At 51.9% G+C, this 17,181-nt stretch carries 11 protein-coding genes; 5 read left to right on the forward strand and 6 right to left on the reverse strand.

The genetic code is table 11. From position 1 onward, the window contains the following. Positions 1 to 21 precede the first annotated feature (21 nt). From EHT87_RS19360 to EHT87_RS19375, 4 genes are all read right to left on the reverse strand, one after another. A complete protein-coding gene (locus EHT87_RS19360) occupies positions 22 to 1,587 on the reverse strand; it encodes a RagB/SusD family nutrient uptake outer membrane protein (protein ID WP_124908314.1) in 1,566 nt (521 codons plus the stop codon). Between the two features lie 19 nt (positions 1,588 to 1,606). Beyond that, positions 1,607 to 4,678 (reverse strand): SusC/RagA family TonB-linked outer membrane protein, encoded by a 3,072-nt coding sequence (locus tag EHT87_RS19365; protein WP_124908315.1) that lies wholly within the window; start codon positions 4,676 to 4,678, stop codon positions 1,607 to 1,609. A gap of 798 nt (positions 4,679 to 5,476) precedes the next feature. After that, positions 5,477 to 6,325 carry an SMP-30/gluconolactonase/LRE family protein gene (locus EHT87_RS19370; protein WP_124908316.1) on the reverse strand — a complete coding sequence of 283 codons (849 nt, stop codon included), beginning with the start codon at positions 6,323 to 6,325 and terminating at the stop codon, positions 5,477 to 5,479. A gap of 62 nt (positions 6,326 to 6,387) precedes the next feature. Further along, positions 6,388 to 7,287, reverse strand: a complete 900-nt coding sequence (locus EHT87_RS19375; RefSeq protein ID WP_124908317.1) for a hypothetical protein — start codon at positions 7,285 to 7,287, stop codon at positions 6,388 to 6,390. A gap of 135 nt (positions 7,288 to 7,422) precedes the next feature. Between EHT87_RS19375 and EHT87_RS19380 the strand changes: the two genes are divergently transcribed. From EHT87_RS19380 to EHT87_RS19400, 5 genes are read left to right on the forward strand one after another with little or no spacing between them, the layout of a single operon-like run. Next, the gene (locus EHT87_RS19380; protein ID WP_124908318.1) at positions 7,423 to 8,157 is read left to right on the forward strand and encodes a hypothetical protein; all 735 of its coding nucleotides are present in this window, start codon (positions 7,423 to 7,425) and stop codon (positions 8,155 to 8,157) included. Continuing rightward, the gene (locus tag EHT87_RS19385) at positions 8,154 to 10,922 is read left to right on the forward strand and encodes a TonB-dependent receptor (protein WP_124908319.1); all 2,769 of its coding nucleotides are present in this window, start codon (positions 8,154 to 8,156) and stop codon (positions 10,920 to 10,922) included. The genes EHT87_RS19380 and EHT87_RS19385 overlap by 4 nt, the downstream gene beginning before the upstream one ends. Positions 10,923 to 10,924: 2 nt before the next feature. Then, a complete protein-coding gene (locus tag EHT87_RS19390; protein ID WP_124908320.1) occupies positions 10,925 to 12,064 on the forward strand; it encodes a DUF4249 domain-containing protein in 1,140 nt (379 codons plus the stop codon). Between the two features lie 36 nt (positions 12,065 to 12,100). Further along, positions 12,101 to 13,258 carry a DUF4249 domain-containing protein gene (locus tag EHT87_RS19395; protein ID WP_124908321.1) on the forward strand — a complete coding sequence of 386 codons (1,158 nt, stop codon included), beginning with the start codon at positions 12,101 to 12,103 and terminating at the stop codon, positions 13,256 to 13,258. 14 nt (positions 13,259 to 13,272) lie between these two features. Next, on the forward strand, positions 13,273 to 15,711 hold the full coding sequence (locus EHT87_RS19400) for a hypothetical protein (protein ID WP_124908322.1): 2,439 nt from the start codon (positions 13,273 to 13,275) through the stop codon (positions 15,709 to 15,711). Here EHT87_RS19400 and EHT87_RS19405 read toward each other — a convergent pair whose 3' ends face one another. Continuing rightward, positions 15,712 to 16,530: a hypothetical protein gene (locus EHT87_RS19405; RefSeq protein ID WP_124908323.1), complete on the reverse strand. Its 819-nt coding sequence runs from the start codon at positions 16,528 to 16,530 to the stop codon at positions 15,712 to 15,714. It lies immediately after the preceding gene. After that, positions 16,527 to 17,069, reverse strand: a complete 543-nt coding sequence (locus tag EHT87_RS19410) for a hypothetical protein (RefSeq protein ID WP_124908324.1) — start codon at positions 17,067 to 17,069, stop codon at positions 16,527 to 16,529. The genes EHT87_RS19405 and EHT87_RS19410 overlap by 4 nt, the downstream gene beginning before the upstream one ends. Positions 17,070 to 17,181 lie beyond the last annotated feature (112 nt).

Here is a 17,181-nt window from a genome sequence, read left to right on the forward strand (position 1 = left end):
TATCGGTTTGTTTGTGAAAAATTACCAGCCCGGATTTTGGGTCAATAACGGGTTGTTATCCAGTTCGGATTGGGGAATGGGGTAGAGCCGGTTTTTCTCGGTGGCGTTGGTTTTGCCCACTTTATGCAGGTTCCGGACAAACGTGCTGTTGCCCGCAGCGTCTTTCTGCCGGATCAGGTCAAACCACCGCTGGTATTCAAAAACCACTTCCAGCCGCCGGTCGAGGTAAAGCGAATCCCGGAATTGATCGCGGGTCAGCCCCGGCGTTAAGTTGGCCAGCCCGGCCCGGTTTCTGACCCGGTTCAGGGATTTGTAGGCTTTGGCGGTCGGGCCGTTGGCTTCGTTTTCGGCTTCGGCATGAATCAACAGCAGTTCGGCATACCGGAGAATGGGCACGTTGGCGGCCGATTCGCTGGTTACCGCCGTCGAGTTGGGGTCCCACCACTTGTTGAAAAACGGCGTCGAATCGTTCGGAACGGCCGCATTGGCAAACGGCAGCGCGTATTTTCGCCCGTTGGTGGGGCTGGTAAAGCTGGTGACAAACGTCACGCGTTTCCGCTTGTCGTTCGGTTTATAAAGTTTGTAGATGCTGAAAAACTTATCCGTTCCTTCTGTATAAAACCGCACCATGTGCGCGTAATTCCCGCTCAGACCCGGAATGGACGACAGAATAGTTCGGGGACTTTCGTTGTTGCCCTGGTTGAGGGAGTTGGACTTGAACTGGGCCGAAAAAATGTGTTCGACGCCATTTTTGGAAGCGGGCAGAAAGACGTCGGCGTAGTTGGCAAACAGGTTGTAGCCGTATGTTCCGGTTCCGCCGTCCGCCGATGACAGGACTTCTTCGGCTTTTTTGATCGCATCGGCGTAATGCGATGTGATGTTGAGTGGCAGTGACGCCTTCGTCAGGTACACTTTCGCCAGCAGCGCCCTGGCCGCTCCCTGCGTGGCCCGCCCGGCATCCGGGGCACTGTACGAAGCCGGTAACACGGCAGCCGCTTCCGTCAGATCTTTTTCAATCTGCTCGTAAACCTTCGTCGAGGGAGATTTGGCGACGGCGTAATCCGAAGCCGAAATGAACTTCTGGTACTCGGTAATCAGGGGAACGTCCCCGTATAAACGCACGAGGTTAAAGTAGTAAAGCGCCCGCAAAAACTTAGCCTCGCCCAGCAGGCGGTTTTTCAGGATGGCATCGAACTCGATAGCCGGCACTTTTTCGAGAACCACGTTGGCTTTTTTGATGGCGGCATAGTGCTGCTGCCAGATTTCGTAGACCCGCAGATTGGTGGACGAATGGGCCAGTACCGACATCGACCGCACATCCGGGTTGGTGGCACCCGGGCCCGGATCTTCGTCGTCGCCGGCCATGTTCATGCCGGTATTGAACAGCGTATTGTACGGCGTTTGAACGGACGTTCCGCCGGAGTTGAGAAAGAAATAGACCGCATTGACGGCATTGATGGCGTCGGCCTGCGTCTTGTAATATTGCTCTTCGGAAAGGAACGCTTCGGGGCTTTCTTTCAGAAATTCGGAGCAGGAAAGCGTGGTGACTGCCAGGAAGGCGATGACCGTGTAGTTGATTCGTTTCATGATCAGATGCTTTTTGAAATCAGAAGGAGAGCGAGAGCCCGGCCTGATAGGATTTGCTGTTGGGATAGACGCCGGAATCCACGCCTTTATTGATGAGTGACTGGCCGTTCAGACTGACCTCCGGATCATAGCCGGTGTACTTCGTCCAGGTGATTGCATTCTGGGCCGACACGTAAATCCGCAGATTGGTGATCCGGGCCTTGGCGAGGATGCTTTTAGGCAGCGAATAGCCGAGCGAAAGGTTCTTCAGCCGGGCGTAACTGGCATCTTCGATAAACCGGTCCGAGATGGTGATGGCGGGGTCCTGATACGCGGCTTTAACGTCCGTGTTGGTGTTGGTCGGCGTCCAGCGGTTGAGCAGATCCCGCGAGAAGTTGGTGTATCCCGTACCCAGTTCCAGGTTGGCGCGGTTGGCATTGTAAATTTTACCGCCCACCGTAGCCTGAAAGAAAACCGTCAGGTCGAAGCCTTTGTAATTGAAGGTGTTGGTCAGTCCCCCCGTAAAACCGGGTTGATTGGCAATGACAATCCGGTCACCGGCCTGCGTAATGACGCCGTCGCCGTTGATGTCTTTATACTTCTGCCCGCCCGGACTTTTGTTGGCCTGGGGCGTCAGGGCCACGTCGCCGTTCTGGATAATGCCGTCGGTCTGGTAAACGATGAAGGAACCGAGCGGATACCCGACTTTCGCAATGGAGGCCGATGAAATATCCGGAATAATCTGATTGACGCCGTCGCCCAGACTCAGAATCCGGTTGCTGTTTTTTGAATAAACGAGAATGGTGTTCCACTTGAAATCGCCGGTTAAATTGCGGGAATTGACATACAGCTCAAATCCTTTGTTCGAAACCGCGCCAATGTTCTGGTAAACCGTGGAAGCCTGTCCGCCGTAAAAATTGGACAAACCGGACGTGCCCGGAACGGTGCGGGACAGCAGCAGATCGGTGGTTTTTTTGTAGTAATAATCGGCCACCACCTGAATGCGGTTATTGAGCAGCCCGACATCAATACCGCCGTCGATCTGGAAGGTTTTCTCCCAGCCCAGACCGGGATTGGGCACGGTATTCGGGGCAAAACCGGAAACGGTCGTGTTGGAGAAATTATACCGGAAATAACTGAGCTGCGAGAGAGACTGGTAGGGCGGGATGCTCTGGTTTCCGGTCGAACCGGCGCTCAGCCGAAGTTTCAGCAGACTGATTTTCCGGACGTTTTTAAAGAAGGGTTCGTTGCTGACATTCCAGCCGAAAGCCGCCGATGGAAAATACCCCCATTTGTTGCCCTCTCCAAACCGCGACGAACCGTCGGCGCGCAGGGTCAATGTCAGCAGGTATTTGTCGTCATAGACGTAATTGACCCGGCCCAGGTAGGAGGCCAGCGCCCATTGGGTGGCAAACGAACCGGGCGTGCGGGGGGTGATGCCGGTACCTAAATTATTGTAGGAAAAGGCATCGGTAGCAAAACCGGCCGCTTCGGCAACGGCCCCTTTGGAATTCGATTGCTGGGCGGTGAAGCCGACAATGGCGTCAATTTTATTCTTCGAATCGATTTCCCGGACGTAATTCAAGGTGTTCTCGTTCAGCCAGTTGGTCGTAAACGCCGAACCCACCAGCGCATTGCCCTGCAGGTTCTGCCCTTCGGCGGTGGAAATGGGCAAATACCGGTTTTGCTTGTTATCGACCACATCGGCACCCACCAGCACTTTGGCGGTCAGGCCGTCGAGGATGGTGTATTCGGCGGACAGATTGCCCAGAAACCGGCTGGTACGGGTTTCGTTCAGTTGATTATAGAGGGAATTGATCGGGTTTTGCAGGCTCGACTCAAACGGGCTGTTGATCACAAACGTACCGTAGTCTTTGTAAACCGGCAGCGAGGGCGGAGTCAGCAGCAGGTTGCCCACAATGGCGGCAGGTGCCACATTGGCTTTGCTCGTGCTGCCCGTAATGTTGGCGCTGATGCGGAGTTTTTTGCTGTACTCGTGAATCACATTGATGCGAGCCGTAAACCGGTTGAAACCCGTGTTTTGCAGAATTCCTTCCTGATTGAAATAATTGCCGGAAATGGCCAGCTTCGTTTTGTCGGAACCCGATAGAATGGAGAGGCTGTGACTCTGAATGGGCGCTTTGCGGAAAGCCGCAGCCTGCCAGTCGGTGCCGACACCGCTGGTGTCGAGGGCATAACCGATGGCCGTCGGCAGGGTCGTGGTTTTTCCCGAATTGCGGGCCGCATCCTTGCGTAATTGCCACCATTCGCCCGCATTCAGCAGCGGGATGGTTTTGATGACTTCCTGAACCCCGTAATAGCCGTCGTACGTAATGGAGGATTTTCCTTTTGTCGCATTTTTTGTCGTGATGATGACCACGCCATTGGCACCCCGCGAACCGTAAATCGCCGTTGCCGAAGCATCCTTCAGGACATCGATCGACTCAATGTCCGAGGTATTGAGGGTTGACAGCGGGTTGATTTTCGAGCCATTTGTCACACCCGCGTCGTTCAGGGAGTAGTCGTTGTTGATGGGAAAACCGTCGATCACATACAGCGGATCGCTGCCCGCCGTGATGGAGTTGTTGCCCCGAATCTGAACGCTGACGCCCCCGCCGGGTTGCCCGGACGTCTGGGTGACAATGGCCCCCGCCACGGCACCCTGCAAGAGCCGCTCGGCGGAAGCGACCGGCTGGCTTTTTACTTCAATCGGAACTGAGGCAATAGCCCCGGTAATATCGCTGCGTTTTTGGGTTCCGTACCCGACAACGACGAGTTCGCTGAGCTGATTGACACTTTCAACCAGTTGAATGTCAATCGTGTTCGTGGCAACGACTACTTCCTGGGGAATATAGCCAATGTAATTGACCAGCAGAACAAACGGTAATTTCTGGCCGGTTTTGAGGGCAAATTTTCCGTCAGCGTCGGTAACTGCGCCGTTGGTTGTTCCTTTAATCTGAACCGAAGCCCCGATGAGTGCTTCTTTCGTTTTTGCATCGATGACTTTCCCGGAAAGCGTCGCGTTGATCACCGGGCCGGTATCCTGGGCCGGGAGAACCAGGGGCTGTAGCGAGATTCCAAGCCACAGTAAGAAAAATAAACTTTTTTTCATTGCTTTGTACTGGTTAATGTAAAATGAGGTACCTGACAGCCGTTGAAGCGACTGCCTGAATCATTTGCCTAATGAGCCTTGTTTTTTAGCCAGCCAATCCTGTTGCCGCAGGATTGGCTTTTTTGTGTCTGTTCAGGGAAATCCGGTTGGTTTAATGTTCATGGGTAAATCGATTTTCAAGGGGTATTGCCTAAGCGGGGTGTTCAAATTTCTTAAAAGATTTAAATCTATAGTTATAGTAGATTAAATTTGAAAATAAAATACCAGCTTGAAACGGGATTGACTCGCTGATTGACAGCCTTTACTTTGCATAAAGAGTATCAAACCGGGTCGGTAAGGACTGGATAAGAAGTGGGAAAGTCGTTGGAACGGCCTTTCAAAGTAGAAACTGCCCGGCAACGAAGAGCTATGTTAGCGACAACAGCAACACCCATTCACACGGGCTGGTAGCGGACGAACCGGAAAAAAGCTCACCAAGTGCATCGGTCGATCAATTGGCAGACAGGAAGTAAACTTTTCTTTCATTTCTTAAAGACGAAAAGTTAAACATTCTTTCCCGTTGTGATGACAAATCGGGATGGAAATTAGTACTCTACTAAGTCAAGAGACAAAATAATGTAAAGGGCGAATCAAATGCAAGTAACCCCACTACTTAAATAAAATACGGGCCGCTTTTTCCGTAATAATCCAATTCTGACGATAAATAATTTCACGATAGGGGCACTTAGCCGGGCCCCGTTCAGGACCTTGGACCAGAACGCGGCCGGGTCGCGTTCTGGTCCAAGGTAACTTTATGCGTTATTTGAGCGAGTAGGCTTTTACGGTATTGTGGAAAAAGGTCGGAACAAAAAGCGTCTTTGTGGTTGGATTATACCCAATATCGGCCGAGTTGATTTTTTCATTCGACGTATCCATTTTTAACTCCGTGGATCCATCCGCCCGAATGTGCCAAATCTTGCCGCCCCATTCGGTAACGACATACTGTTTGTTGCCCAGGGCCACGATGCCATCAATACCGCCCGTTACTTTGGCAATCGTACCCAACTGCTTTGTCGCCGGGTTTAAGGTCAGCAGGGAGCCGTCGCCGTTGCCAATCAGCAATTGATTATTTTCCATCAGCAGGCCGTTAGGGCCTTTGAGGGGCGCTCCGTCCAAAACCAGATTCATTTTCCCCTGGCTTAAAGCCCACACTTTGCTGTCGCCCGAATCAGTGATGTACACCACCTGCTTTTTGGAATCGACGGCAATATCATTGAGGAATTTGGCACCCTGGACCGGGTAGCGGTTCAAAATTTTGCCGGTGGCGAGGGCTATTTCCGCCACCTGGGTCATTTCGGTCACATACAGTTTGTCCCCCAGAATACCCATTCCTTTGGTTGAGTTGAGGTTATCCGTAAACTTGAGTTGCATTACCTTGCCGTCCGGACCTACTTTGGCAATGAAACTGCCTTTGTTTTCCAGCGTCGGATTGCCATTGATACAGGCGACATACAGGATGTTTTTGGCCGGATCAACCAAAACACATTCGGGGGTGCGTAGGGTAGAATCCGTTTCCCAGAGCGGTTTCAACGTAGCGTTTTGGGCGAACGCGCCGGACGAAAGGCCGGCCAAAAGACTAATCAGTGCGAAGTAGAATGGTTTTTTCATCGGTAGACTGTTTTAAAATCAGGTAAGGTTCCGCTAAATTGAAATTTAAAATTGACACCCGCTTATAAAATTTTCAAAAACTTGATACTTCCCGCATTATAAACCGGGCTGTACCCGTTGGCGGGCATTTCGTTTTCCGTGAAACCAGCGGGCAAAAAAGTGGGATAATGCCGAATCCACTCGCCCGGACGAACCCAGAAGTGTTGCGGTTTGGTCTGCTCTAACCGCGTGAACCCCAATTTTTCGTAACTCCGGCCGGTCGACCAGTCGCGGTCGGCGTAGGTCATGATGTCGTCGGGCCGAACATCGGTTACAAAGGCTTTCAGCAATTTGTCCAGCCCACCGACGACTGTACAGTTCAGTTTATTGGCAAACCGCACCAGTTCGACTGAGCGATGAGAAATACCGTCCCGAACCACCCGGCGCGGATAACTGAAGGTTGCCACCGCCACCAGCAGTTCGGCTGCGTCAGGCGGTTTTACGGAGAAATCGGCCGATAAAATCCGGAAATACCGCTGCGGCAAAAACAAACCGTATTTGTATTTTGAGTGCGTAACGACCTGTAAATGATTGTCCTGCAAAAACCGGCCCGCCGTTGGTTTGTCGATGCGCCGGACCTGGGTTAGTCGGGCCGGGATGCGTTCGGAAAGGCCCGCCATAGCCCGAAGCCGTGACAGGACGAGGGTCGGCTGTTGCCGCCAGACATCCTCCCAAAGGTGAATCAACTGCCAGTTTTTCGCCGAAAACCAGTCGGAAAGATGCTGAAAGAAAAGACGCACGTCCGTTCGTTGTTGAAAAACGGTGTACGTCTCAAAAGTAACGCAGTGAAGAATAATCGGGGTGTTGGCCACCCGGAATAGCAGAAAAGGAGTCGGTTCGGTGCTTTCAAACGGCTCCAGCGCGAGCTGGCTGGCAAGAAGCTCCTGAAAATCGAAAGGAAATTTAGTTTGGTTGCTTTCCAACGGATTGGCGTAAAAAATTGTCTACTAGGCTAAAGTAAGGCTGGAAATAACGGTAAAACCTATAATTTATAGTATAATTGCTAAGTTAATCTAGTTTAATTACAACCTAAGCTCCCTGACCGACTTCTCCCATCAATGAACCCTATTTTTGTATTGGTTAGTTTGATAACCCTTGTTCCGGGGTGCGCTTTTGGACAAACTACTGCCGGCGATAGTGCTTTCCGAGAGCAGGCCATCCAGTATGCACACGCCCGCTACGTCCATTCAACGGCCGATCAGGCCCGGTTATACAATGGTGCGGAATACGTTGGGCACCTTCCGTCGATCAAAGGATACGCCTACCTCGATTCACTTTGGCAAACCGGAAGCGTACGGTATGATGGCGTTACGTACCAGAATGTTCGTTTGCTCTATGATCTGGTAGACGATGTCGTGGTGGTTCCTCACATCGACAGCGTGTACCGCCTGAAATTACAAAATATCAAAATTGATCGTTTCTCGATTGCCAACCGCCATTTTATTCGGGTAGTACGGGATACGGCCCACAACATCGGGCTGCGAACCGGTTTTTACGAGCAGTTGTACGACGGCCGGTCGAAAGTGCTGGCCAAACGCGTCAAAACCATTAAGACTGAAATGGTGCAAAATGCCGTCAAGGAGGAGTATTTAACGGATAATAGCTTTTATATCGGGAAAAACGGACTCTTTTACGCGGTTAAAACCAAGCGATCGGTTTTGAATCTGTTTGCCGATCAAAAGAAAGCGCTCCGCAAATACCTCCGGGAAAACCGCATCAAATTCGCCAGGAATCGCGAAGCTGCGATTGTGAAACTCACTCAACAGTACGACGAAGCAACCCGATCGTTATGACGAATTTCTACCGTACCTTATTCCTTTTGGCCTGTTTTATCGGTTCGTTCACGGTCGGTTTTGGGCAGCAGCCGGACGACAAACCCATTCGCGGACCTTTTACCGGCCTGTCGTTCGAGCAGTTTGTCCGCGAAGTGGAAAGCCAGAGTAGTTACCGGTTTTTCTACAACCTCCGCGATGTCGATAGCCTGCGGGTGAATTACGACAAAAGCGGCCAGAAACTCCCGGCGGTTTTGCAGCAAGTGCTGGAAGGCACTAGTTTGTATTTTGCCATCGACGCCAAAAAGCAGGTTTTTATCACGCCCGAACGCGCCATTCGGACGGAGTTGCCCATCGGTTTTTTTGACCGGGGAAACAGCAGCGAGGCCGATACGAATGTGGTCGATTACCTGGCGGAAAAAGAAAAACGCCGGATTACACTCGAAACGCGCTTGTTCAACATTGGCCGGGCCACCAATCCCGTCCGGCCCGGCAATGCCAACCTGGCGGGTCACATCCGCAATGCGGCCTCCGGCGAACCGGTTATTGGCGTGGCGGTTTATATCGAAAAACCGCGCATCGGCGTGGTGACCGATCAGTTTGGCTATTACTCGATTACACTGCCGCGCGGGCGGCACGAACTCCGGGTTCGCAGCATCGGCATGAAGGATACGAAGCGGCAAATTATGCTCTATTCCGACGGCAAGCTGGAAATTGAGATGGAGGACGACGTGATCGCCCTGAAAGAAGTGGTCGTGGAAGCCGAAAAGGATGTGAACGTTTCGGGACTGCAAATGGGCCTCGAACGGCTGGACATCCGAACCCTCAAACAAGTGCCGACGGCTTTTGGCGAAGCCGACCTGCTGAAAGTGGTACTGACCTTGCCGGGCGTCAAATCGGTGGGCGAAAGCAGCGTGGGCCTGAACGTGCGGGGCGGCTCGACCGACCAGAATCTGATTCTGTACAACGACGCCACGATTTATAACCCGTCGCACCTGTTTGGTTTTTTCTCCGCCTTCAATCCCGACATGATCAAAAGCGTCGAACTGTACAAGAGCGGTATTCCGTCGCGGTATGGCGGGCGGCTGTCATCGGTGCTGGAAGTGACCACGCGCGACGGCAACAAGAAAAAACTGTCCGGTTCGGGCGGTATTGGCGTTCTGACGGGCCGACTGACGCTGGAAGGGCCGATTGTCAAAGAAAAATCGTCGTTTCTGATCGGGGCCCGTTCGACCTATTCTGACTGGCTGCTGAACAGTCTGAAAAACCAGGCTTTCAAAAATAGCCGGGCCAATTTTTACGACCTGAACGCGCACATCACCCACGAATTCAACGAAAAAAATACGCTTTACCTCACCGGTTATTACAGCCAGGATGAGTTTCGGCTCAACAGCGATACGGTATATCACTACAACAACATGAATGCGACGCTGAAGTGGAAGCACATTTTCAATACGAAACTCTACAGCGTTTTTACGGGAACCACCAGCCGGTATAAATATTCGGTTTCCAGCGATCAGAACCCGGTCAATGCCTACCGGCTCAATTTCCAGATCGACCAGACGACCTTTAAAACCGATTTCAATTACTACCCGACGGCCAAACACACCGTCGATTTTGGGGTAAGCTCCAATCTGTACAAACTGCATCCGGGCCAATTCGAGCCGTTGGGCGGGGAGTCGCTGGTTCGGCTGAACGTGGTACCGACGGAGCAGGCGCTGGAGAGTGCGGTCTACATTGGCGACCGGTTTGATATTTCACCCCGGTTTTCGATCAACTTTGGACTGCGGTATTCGCTTTTCAATTACCTCGGCCCGAAAGATGTATACGTGTATCCCAACGGTTCGCCCCGGACCGAAGCCAGCATTCAGGACACGCTTTCGTACGGAGCCGGAAAAAACATCAAGACCTACCACGGCCCGGAATACCGGATTTCGGCGCGTTATGCCTTCACACCCGATGCATCGATCAAGCTCAGTTTCAACCGGATGCGGCAGTATCTGCACATGCTGTCGAACACCACGGCTATGGCCCCCACCGACATCTGGAAGCTGAGCGACCCGAATATTTTGCCGCAGGTGGGCTATCAGTTCTCGGTCGGTTTGTACAAAAACTTCAGAAATAACACCATCGAAACGTCGGTCGAAACGTACTACAAAACGATGGACAACGTGCTGGATTTCCGGAGTGGGGCCACCCTGATCATGAACCATCACCCGGAAACGGAGGTCGTTCGGGCGGAGGGCAAGGCGTATGGCGTCGAGTTTCTGGTTAAAAAGCTCACCGGGCGGTTTAATGGCTGGCTGAGTTACACGTATTCCCGCACGTTTCTGCGGGTCGACAAGAGCGTGCCGCAGGAGAATATCAACAAGGGTGAGTATTATCCCAGCAACTTCGATAAACCGCACGATGTAACCTGGGTGGGCAATTACCGCATCAACCGCCGGTTCAGCATTTCGCTCAACTTTACGTACAGCACCGGCCGGCCGATTACGTTGCCGCTGGCCAAATACGAGCTGGCCGGTTCGCCCCGGGTGTATTATTCGGAGCGGAATCAATACCGCATTCCGGATTACTACCGCTCCGATTTGTCGCTCAACATCGAAGGCAACCACAAGGTCAAGAAGCTGGCGCACAGTTCGTGGACGGTGGCAATTTATAATTTGACGGGTCGCCGGAATGCGTATTCGGTTTATTTTACCTCGCTGGGAGGAGTGGTGCGGGGGTATAAACTGTCCATTTTCGGGCAGGCGATCCCGACGGTCACGTACAACTTCAAGTTTTGAGCATGAGAAAAGGTAAAACCATATTGATTTTTCTATTGCTTGGGAGTTGTGTCGATCCGTACCGCCCCCCGGAAATTCTGGCGCGGAATACGTACCTGGTGGTCGACGGGTTTCTGAATGGATCGGGGGTAAGTTCCGTTCGTTTATCCCGTACGCAGAACCTGCCGGATGGCAAAAAGCCGACGGTAGAAACGAAGGCTAGCGTGAAGGTGGAAGGCGAAAAAGGCGAAAGTCAAACGTTTATCGATCAGGGTGACGGAATCTATGCGTTGGCCAATGGCGGCTTGCAGGTTGGCCAGAAATACCGGTTGAGCATCCGAACAGCCGCCGGGCGCACTTACGCATCCGATTACATAACGATCAAAAAAACACCGGAAATTGACACCGTAAGCTGGAAGGCACAGGATCAGGGCATCCAGTTTTATGTAACCACCCACGACCCGGATAACAACACGAAGTATTACCGCTGGAACTATGAAGAAACCTGGGAATTTTATTCGTCGGATAATTCACAGTTTGAATACCTGAAAAAAGCCTTTGTGTATCGGCAGGAGAATATCTACCATTGCTGGCGGACAGAAAAATCACCGGGTATATCGGTCGGATCATCAACGCAATTGACTCAGGATGTGATCAATAAGTTTCCGCTTGTAGTGGTTTCGAATTCGGCTTCCAATCGCCTGAGGATTCGGTACAGCCTGTTGGTCAGACAATATGCCTTAACGCAGGAAGCCTTTGAATACTGGCAGAATCTGAAAAAAAATACGGAAAGTCTGGGGTCGATTTTCGATCCGCAGCCGTTTCAGGTCATCGGCAATATCCACGGCGTGACCGATCCCACCGAACCGGTGGTGGGGTATCTGGGCGGTTATACGGTTGAAGAGAAACGGATTTTTGTTAATTCAACGGAATTGCCGACCACCTGGCGGATTCCGACGGGGTATGAATCGTGCCGGGCCGATACATTTTTACTAAATCCACCCCCGACGAAAGTGGCGGCCGCCGATATGGCAGATGCGGGCTGGCTTCCGATCAGCGGGGTTCTTTCCCCAACTGGAGTGGTATATGCCTATTTGATGGGTCCACCGTCCTGTGTCGATTGCCGGACCTTTGGTACCACTACCAAGCCCGGTTTCTGGTAGAAAATAGAGAATGATTTTATCGCTTGATTTTTACGTATGACAAAAATTAAATACATTGGGGTTAGGCTTCTGCTGGTGGCAACGGTGCTCGTCAATAGTTGTGTCGATCCGTACCGGCCGCCGGCGGTTTCGGCGCCCAACACCTACCTGGTGGTCGATGGATTTCTGAACGCTGGCGGCACGAGTTCGGTCCGCCTGTCGCGCACCCAAAACCTGACGGATGGCAAAAAAACGACACTGGAAACCAAGGCGACGGTGAAAGTGGAAGGCGAGAAAGGCGGCAGTCAAACCTTCGTCGATAAGGGCGACGGGACCTACACGCTGGCGGCTGGCGGGCTGTTGTTTGGTCAGAAATACCGGCTGAGTATCAAGACCGCGGCCGGTCGGAGCTATGCGTCGGACTACGTAACGATTAAAGAAACGCCGAAAATCGACCAAATCAGCTGGAAGGCGCAGGACCAGGGCATTCAGTTTTATGTTACTACCCATGACGCAACGAACAACACGAAGTATTACCGCTGGGAATACGAAGAAACCTGGGAGTTTTACTCCGGCTTTTATTCGCGGGTCGAATACCTGAACAAAAAGTTTGTTTCCCGGCTGGATGACGTCAATCACTGTTGGGCGTCGGGAAAATCGACCGGTATTTTTGTCGGCTCGTCGACGCAACTAACGCAGGATGTGATCAATAACTTCCCGCTTTTATTTATTTCCAATTCGTCTTCCAATCGCCTGAAGGTGCGCTATAGCTTGCTCGTTAAGCAATACGCCCAAACGGCGGAATCGTTTGAATACTGGCAAAATCTGAAAAAAAATACGGAAAGTCTGGGGTCGATTTTCGATCCGCAGCCGTTTCAGGTCATCGGAAATATTCACGGCGTGACCGATCCGAATGAGCCGGTGGTGGGCTATTTAAGCGGCTATTCGGTCGAAGAAAAACGGATTTTTGTCAATTCATCCGAATTGCCGACCACCTGGCGGATTCCGACGGGGTACGAATCGTGTCTGCCGGATACCGCTCCTCTGTTCCGAACGCCCATGAAACCGTCGGCGGCCGAGATGGCGGAGTCGGGTTCAATCCCCATCGATGAGATTTTTTCCCCGTTTGGTAGCATCATTGCCTACCGCATGAGTTCGCCTTATTGTGTCGATTGCCGGACTTCCGGTATCAATGTCAAACCGAGTTTCTGGTGATGCGACAACCGATTATGAATTCATCGAAAAGATACAGACCTGGCACCACAACAGCCCCGTTACGGACCCTGCCAGGCAGGTTACTTGCTGTTGTCTTCCTGATGCTGGCGGGCGCGTTACCGGTGCGGAGCCAATCGAATAACCCCATCCGGCAGTCGCTCGAAACCTACCGAAACCGGGCGTTACAGGAAAAGCTGTTTGTGCACATCGACCGTTCGTTTTACGTCGCCGGGGAGTTGATGTGGTTTAAAATCAACGATGTAGATGGCTCGCTCCACCAGCCTTTATGGCTCAGCAAAGTGGCGTATCTGGAAGTGCTCGACAAAGAAAACCGCCCGGTTCTCCAGACGAAAGTGGCCCTTGCCAACGGATCGGGCCACGGTTCGCTGTTTCTGCCCACTACCCTGGGGTCGGGCCATTATTTGGTTCGGGCGTATACGAACTGGATGAAAAATTTTGGCTCCGACTATTTCTTCGAAAAACCGGTCACGATTGTCAATACATTCCGAAAACTGGAATTGCCCGTCGTGAAAGACACGCTGGCGTATGACGTTCAGTTTTTTGCGGAAGGCGGCAACCTGGTTCGGACGCTGACCAGCACCGTGGCCTTCAAAATGCTTGGAGTTGATGGGAAAGGCGCTGATTTACAAGGCGTTGTTGTCGACCAGAATGCGGATACCGTCGTACGGTTCAGGCCGCTGAAATTTGGAATGGGACGTTTCGCGTTTACCCCCGCCGAAGGCAGGCAATACCGGGCCGTTCTAACCGATGCAAAGGGCAAAACCGTTACACGCCCGTTGCCGGTGATTCAGGAACAGGGGTACACCCTGCAGGTTGCCGAAGAAGGAAAAGACCAGCTTCGGGTCACGATAAAAACCCGCACCCCAATGGCATCGCCGGTGTATCTCCTCACCCACACCCGGCTGGCGGCCATTCGGGCCGACGAACAGACGTTCCGTGACAATACCGCATCGTTCATCGTCGACAAAAAATCACTGGGTGAAGGCATCTCGCACCTGACCGTGTTCGACGCCAGCCGGAAGCCGGTTTGTGAACGCCTGTATTTCAAACGGCCGGAACGCCGGCTGAACATCGACGCCAGGCTCATGAGCGGAACATTGTCGACCCGTGAAAAAGCGGTTTTTGACCTCACAACGCAGGATGAAACCGGAAAAGCCGCCCTTACGAACCTTTCGGTGGCGGTGTATCGGGTCGATTCGCTTCAGCCAACGGAATCAAATGACATCCTGAGCTACCTGCTCCTGACGTCGGACCTGCGGGGCGCAGTCGAATCGCCGGCGTATTATTTTTCTGCCACGGACCCTACTGTTTCGGAAGCGGCTGACAATCTGATGTTAACGCAGGGATGGCGCCGGTTTCGGTGGGAAAATGTGCTGCAAACGAACCCCCCGGCAGAAGAATACCTGCCGGAAGTGAACGGTCATTTGATTCATGGAAAAATCATTCATGCGGCTACAGGACAACCGGGACGCGGGCTTGGTTCTTATCTTTCAATACCGGGTAAGCACATTCTGCTCTACGGATCGCGGTCGGATGCAGAAGGACGGATTCAGTTTGAAATGAAAGATTTTTTCGGTCCTAAAGATCTCGTAGCGCAACTCAACCCGAAAGACAGCCTCTACCGGGTCGAATTGCAAAACCCGTTTTTTGAACGGTTTTCGGCGCCCCGGCTGCCGGTTTTCGATTTTCCGACCACGTTGAAAGAACCGTTGCTGGACCGCAGCGTTCCAATGCAGGTTCAGAACGCGTATTACCGCGGGAACCTGAGTCGTTATCAGCTGCCAAAGATCGATAGCGTGGCGTTTTACGGCGCTCCCGATGAAAAATACCGGCTCGACGATTTTACCCGCTTTCCGGTCATGGAAGAAATTTTTCGCGAATACGTGCCGGGTGTAATGGCCCGAAAACGCCGGGAAGGGTACCACATTGCCGTACTCGATTTGCCTTACAAGCAGTTTTTTTCGGGTAGTCCGCTGGTGCTGCTGGATGGAGTTCCCTTTTTCAGCATGGATAAAGTGATGGAAATCGATCCCCGGAAAGTGCAGCGGCTGGAGGTGATGACCCGGAAATACATCGTTGGTCCGCTGGTTTTTGACGGAATTGTGAGTTTTACGACTTACAAAGGCGATCTGGCCGGCTACCGCCCCGACGCCAAAGCCTTGCTGGCCGAATACGAAGGGTTGCAAATTCCGCGCGATTTCTACGCCCCCCGCTACGACACGCCCCAGCGGTCGGGCAGCCGCATGCCCGATCTGCGGACTTTACTGCATTGGGTTCCTGCCTTGCAAACCGACGGACAGGGCAAAGGGCAGTTCGAATTTTATACGTCGGACGAGGAAGGCACGTACCGGTTTATGATCAACGGCATGACGGCCGACGGCCGGGCTGGCAGCAGACAGGGAACGTTTGACGTGACGAAGGTGATCAAATAATCAGATCAGGCCGTTCAGTTTTTCACGTTCCGACCAGTCGATTTTTTCGGAGCCGGTATTTTCCAGCAGGTGATTGATGAACGTGGCGATGCGGGTGGGTACGTAGCCGGCCGCTGTGGTGTCGATCAGGGAAATTTTTCGTTTTACAAACCGGCCGACCACCGATTTCTCCGCCAGTTCGAACAAAAAATTGGTTTTGGTGATGCTGTTGTTGAAATAATACTGGTTGCTGCCGGTGATGTAATTGATCAGAATCAGCCTTGAGGATGATTGTTTAATGACAGCGTGCATCCGGATTTGCTTTTTATCGTCGAGATAAGCCCCCAGCTCCATTTTTTCTTTGGGGATCACCGTTTGCAGGTATTCATTGGCCGACCGCCGGAAAAGCTCCTTGGTTTCCCGTTCTTCCCGTTCAATAAATTCAATTTCGGAGGTGCTGACCATAGCCGCAATAAAATTGGACAGATCGAAAACCAGCGACGGAACGGCAATGGGCGTGATGGTTTTTTTGTAGAAATAGGTTTTCTGACTGGGGCCCTTTACTTCCTTGATTCCGAAGGCGTTAAAGTAGTGATGCGCAATTTTTCGGAAGGTGTCATCTTCCAGATTAAACGTGTTTTCGTAAAAACCGTTGTCGAGCCAGCCCCCATCGGAAACGATGTATTCTTCATCTTTAAACGACAGAAAAACCGAAATGAATTTTTGCGTCGTTGTGGTATACGGCGTAATGATTTCCAGCGATTTTCCCCGCTCTTTGAACGTCCAAAGCTGGCCAAACGCGTTTTTTATATCGTTATAGATCTCCTCGAATACCATCACAAAAACAAAACCGTTGAGTTGGGGTCTTTTTGAGTTACGTGCAACGGCAGCGCGTTGGGCAAAACCCGGATGACGGGAAATTCATCGTCGCGCAGATTCAGCTTCGCTTCCTGGCAAAAATACACCATACTGTGGTTAATTTCCGCCGTAGCCTCTTCCATTTTGTACGTGAAATTGGTACCCTGCTGGTTGTACTGGCTGAAATGGGGCGTGGTTATGCGTTGTTGGGCGAGTGGGATCGATTCGTCGGCATTGCGGTGGGTGCAGCCGTCGCTCTGGAACTGAAAAAACGGTTCGTCACTTAATTCATGACACCGCAGCTCGAACCGAAAAAAGTCGTGATCATTGCTTTTTACCCGAATCGCCAGTGTGATTTCTGCGTCGAGATCAATGTGTGAAACGAAGGTTTTTCCTTCCAGAAACGTTGGATTACCGGCTAGTTTGACCACATCAACCGTGTCCCGAAGAACGTACTTATGCTCCCGCAGCAGTTTTCGATAGAATCCGTATTTGCTCCGAATGGCCGGTACTACTGACATCCTGCGTATCAATTACAAGTAAAAATTCGAAAAAAGAGGCCTTGTAAGTACGCAAAAGAAATTGAGAAAGAGGAGTATTTAGGGGAAATTAATGAGTTTTAGGTCCGTAAAC

The sequence above is a fragment of the Larkinella knui genome, assembly GCF_003858645.1.
Classification (GTDB): domain Bacteria; phylum Bacteroidota; class Bacteroidia; order Cytophagales; family Spirosomataceae; genus Larkinella; species Larkinella knui.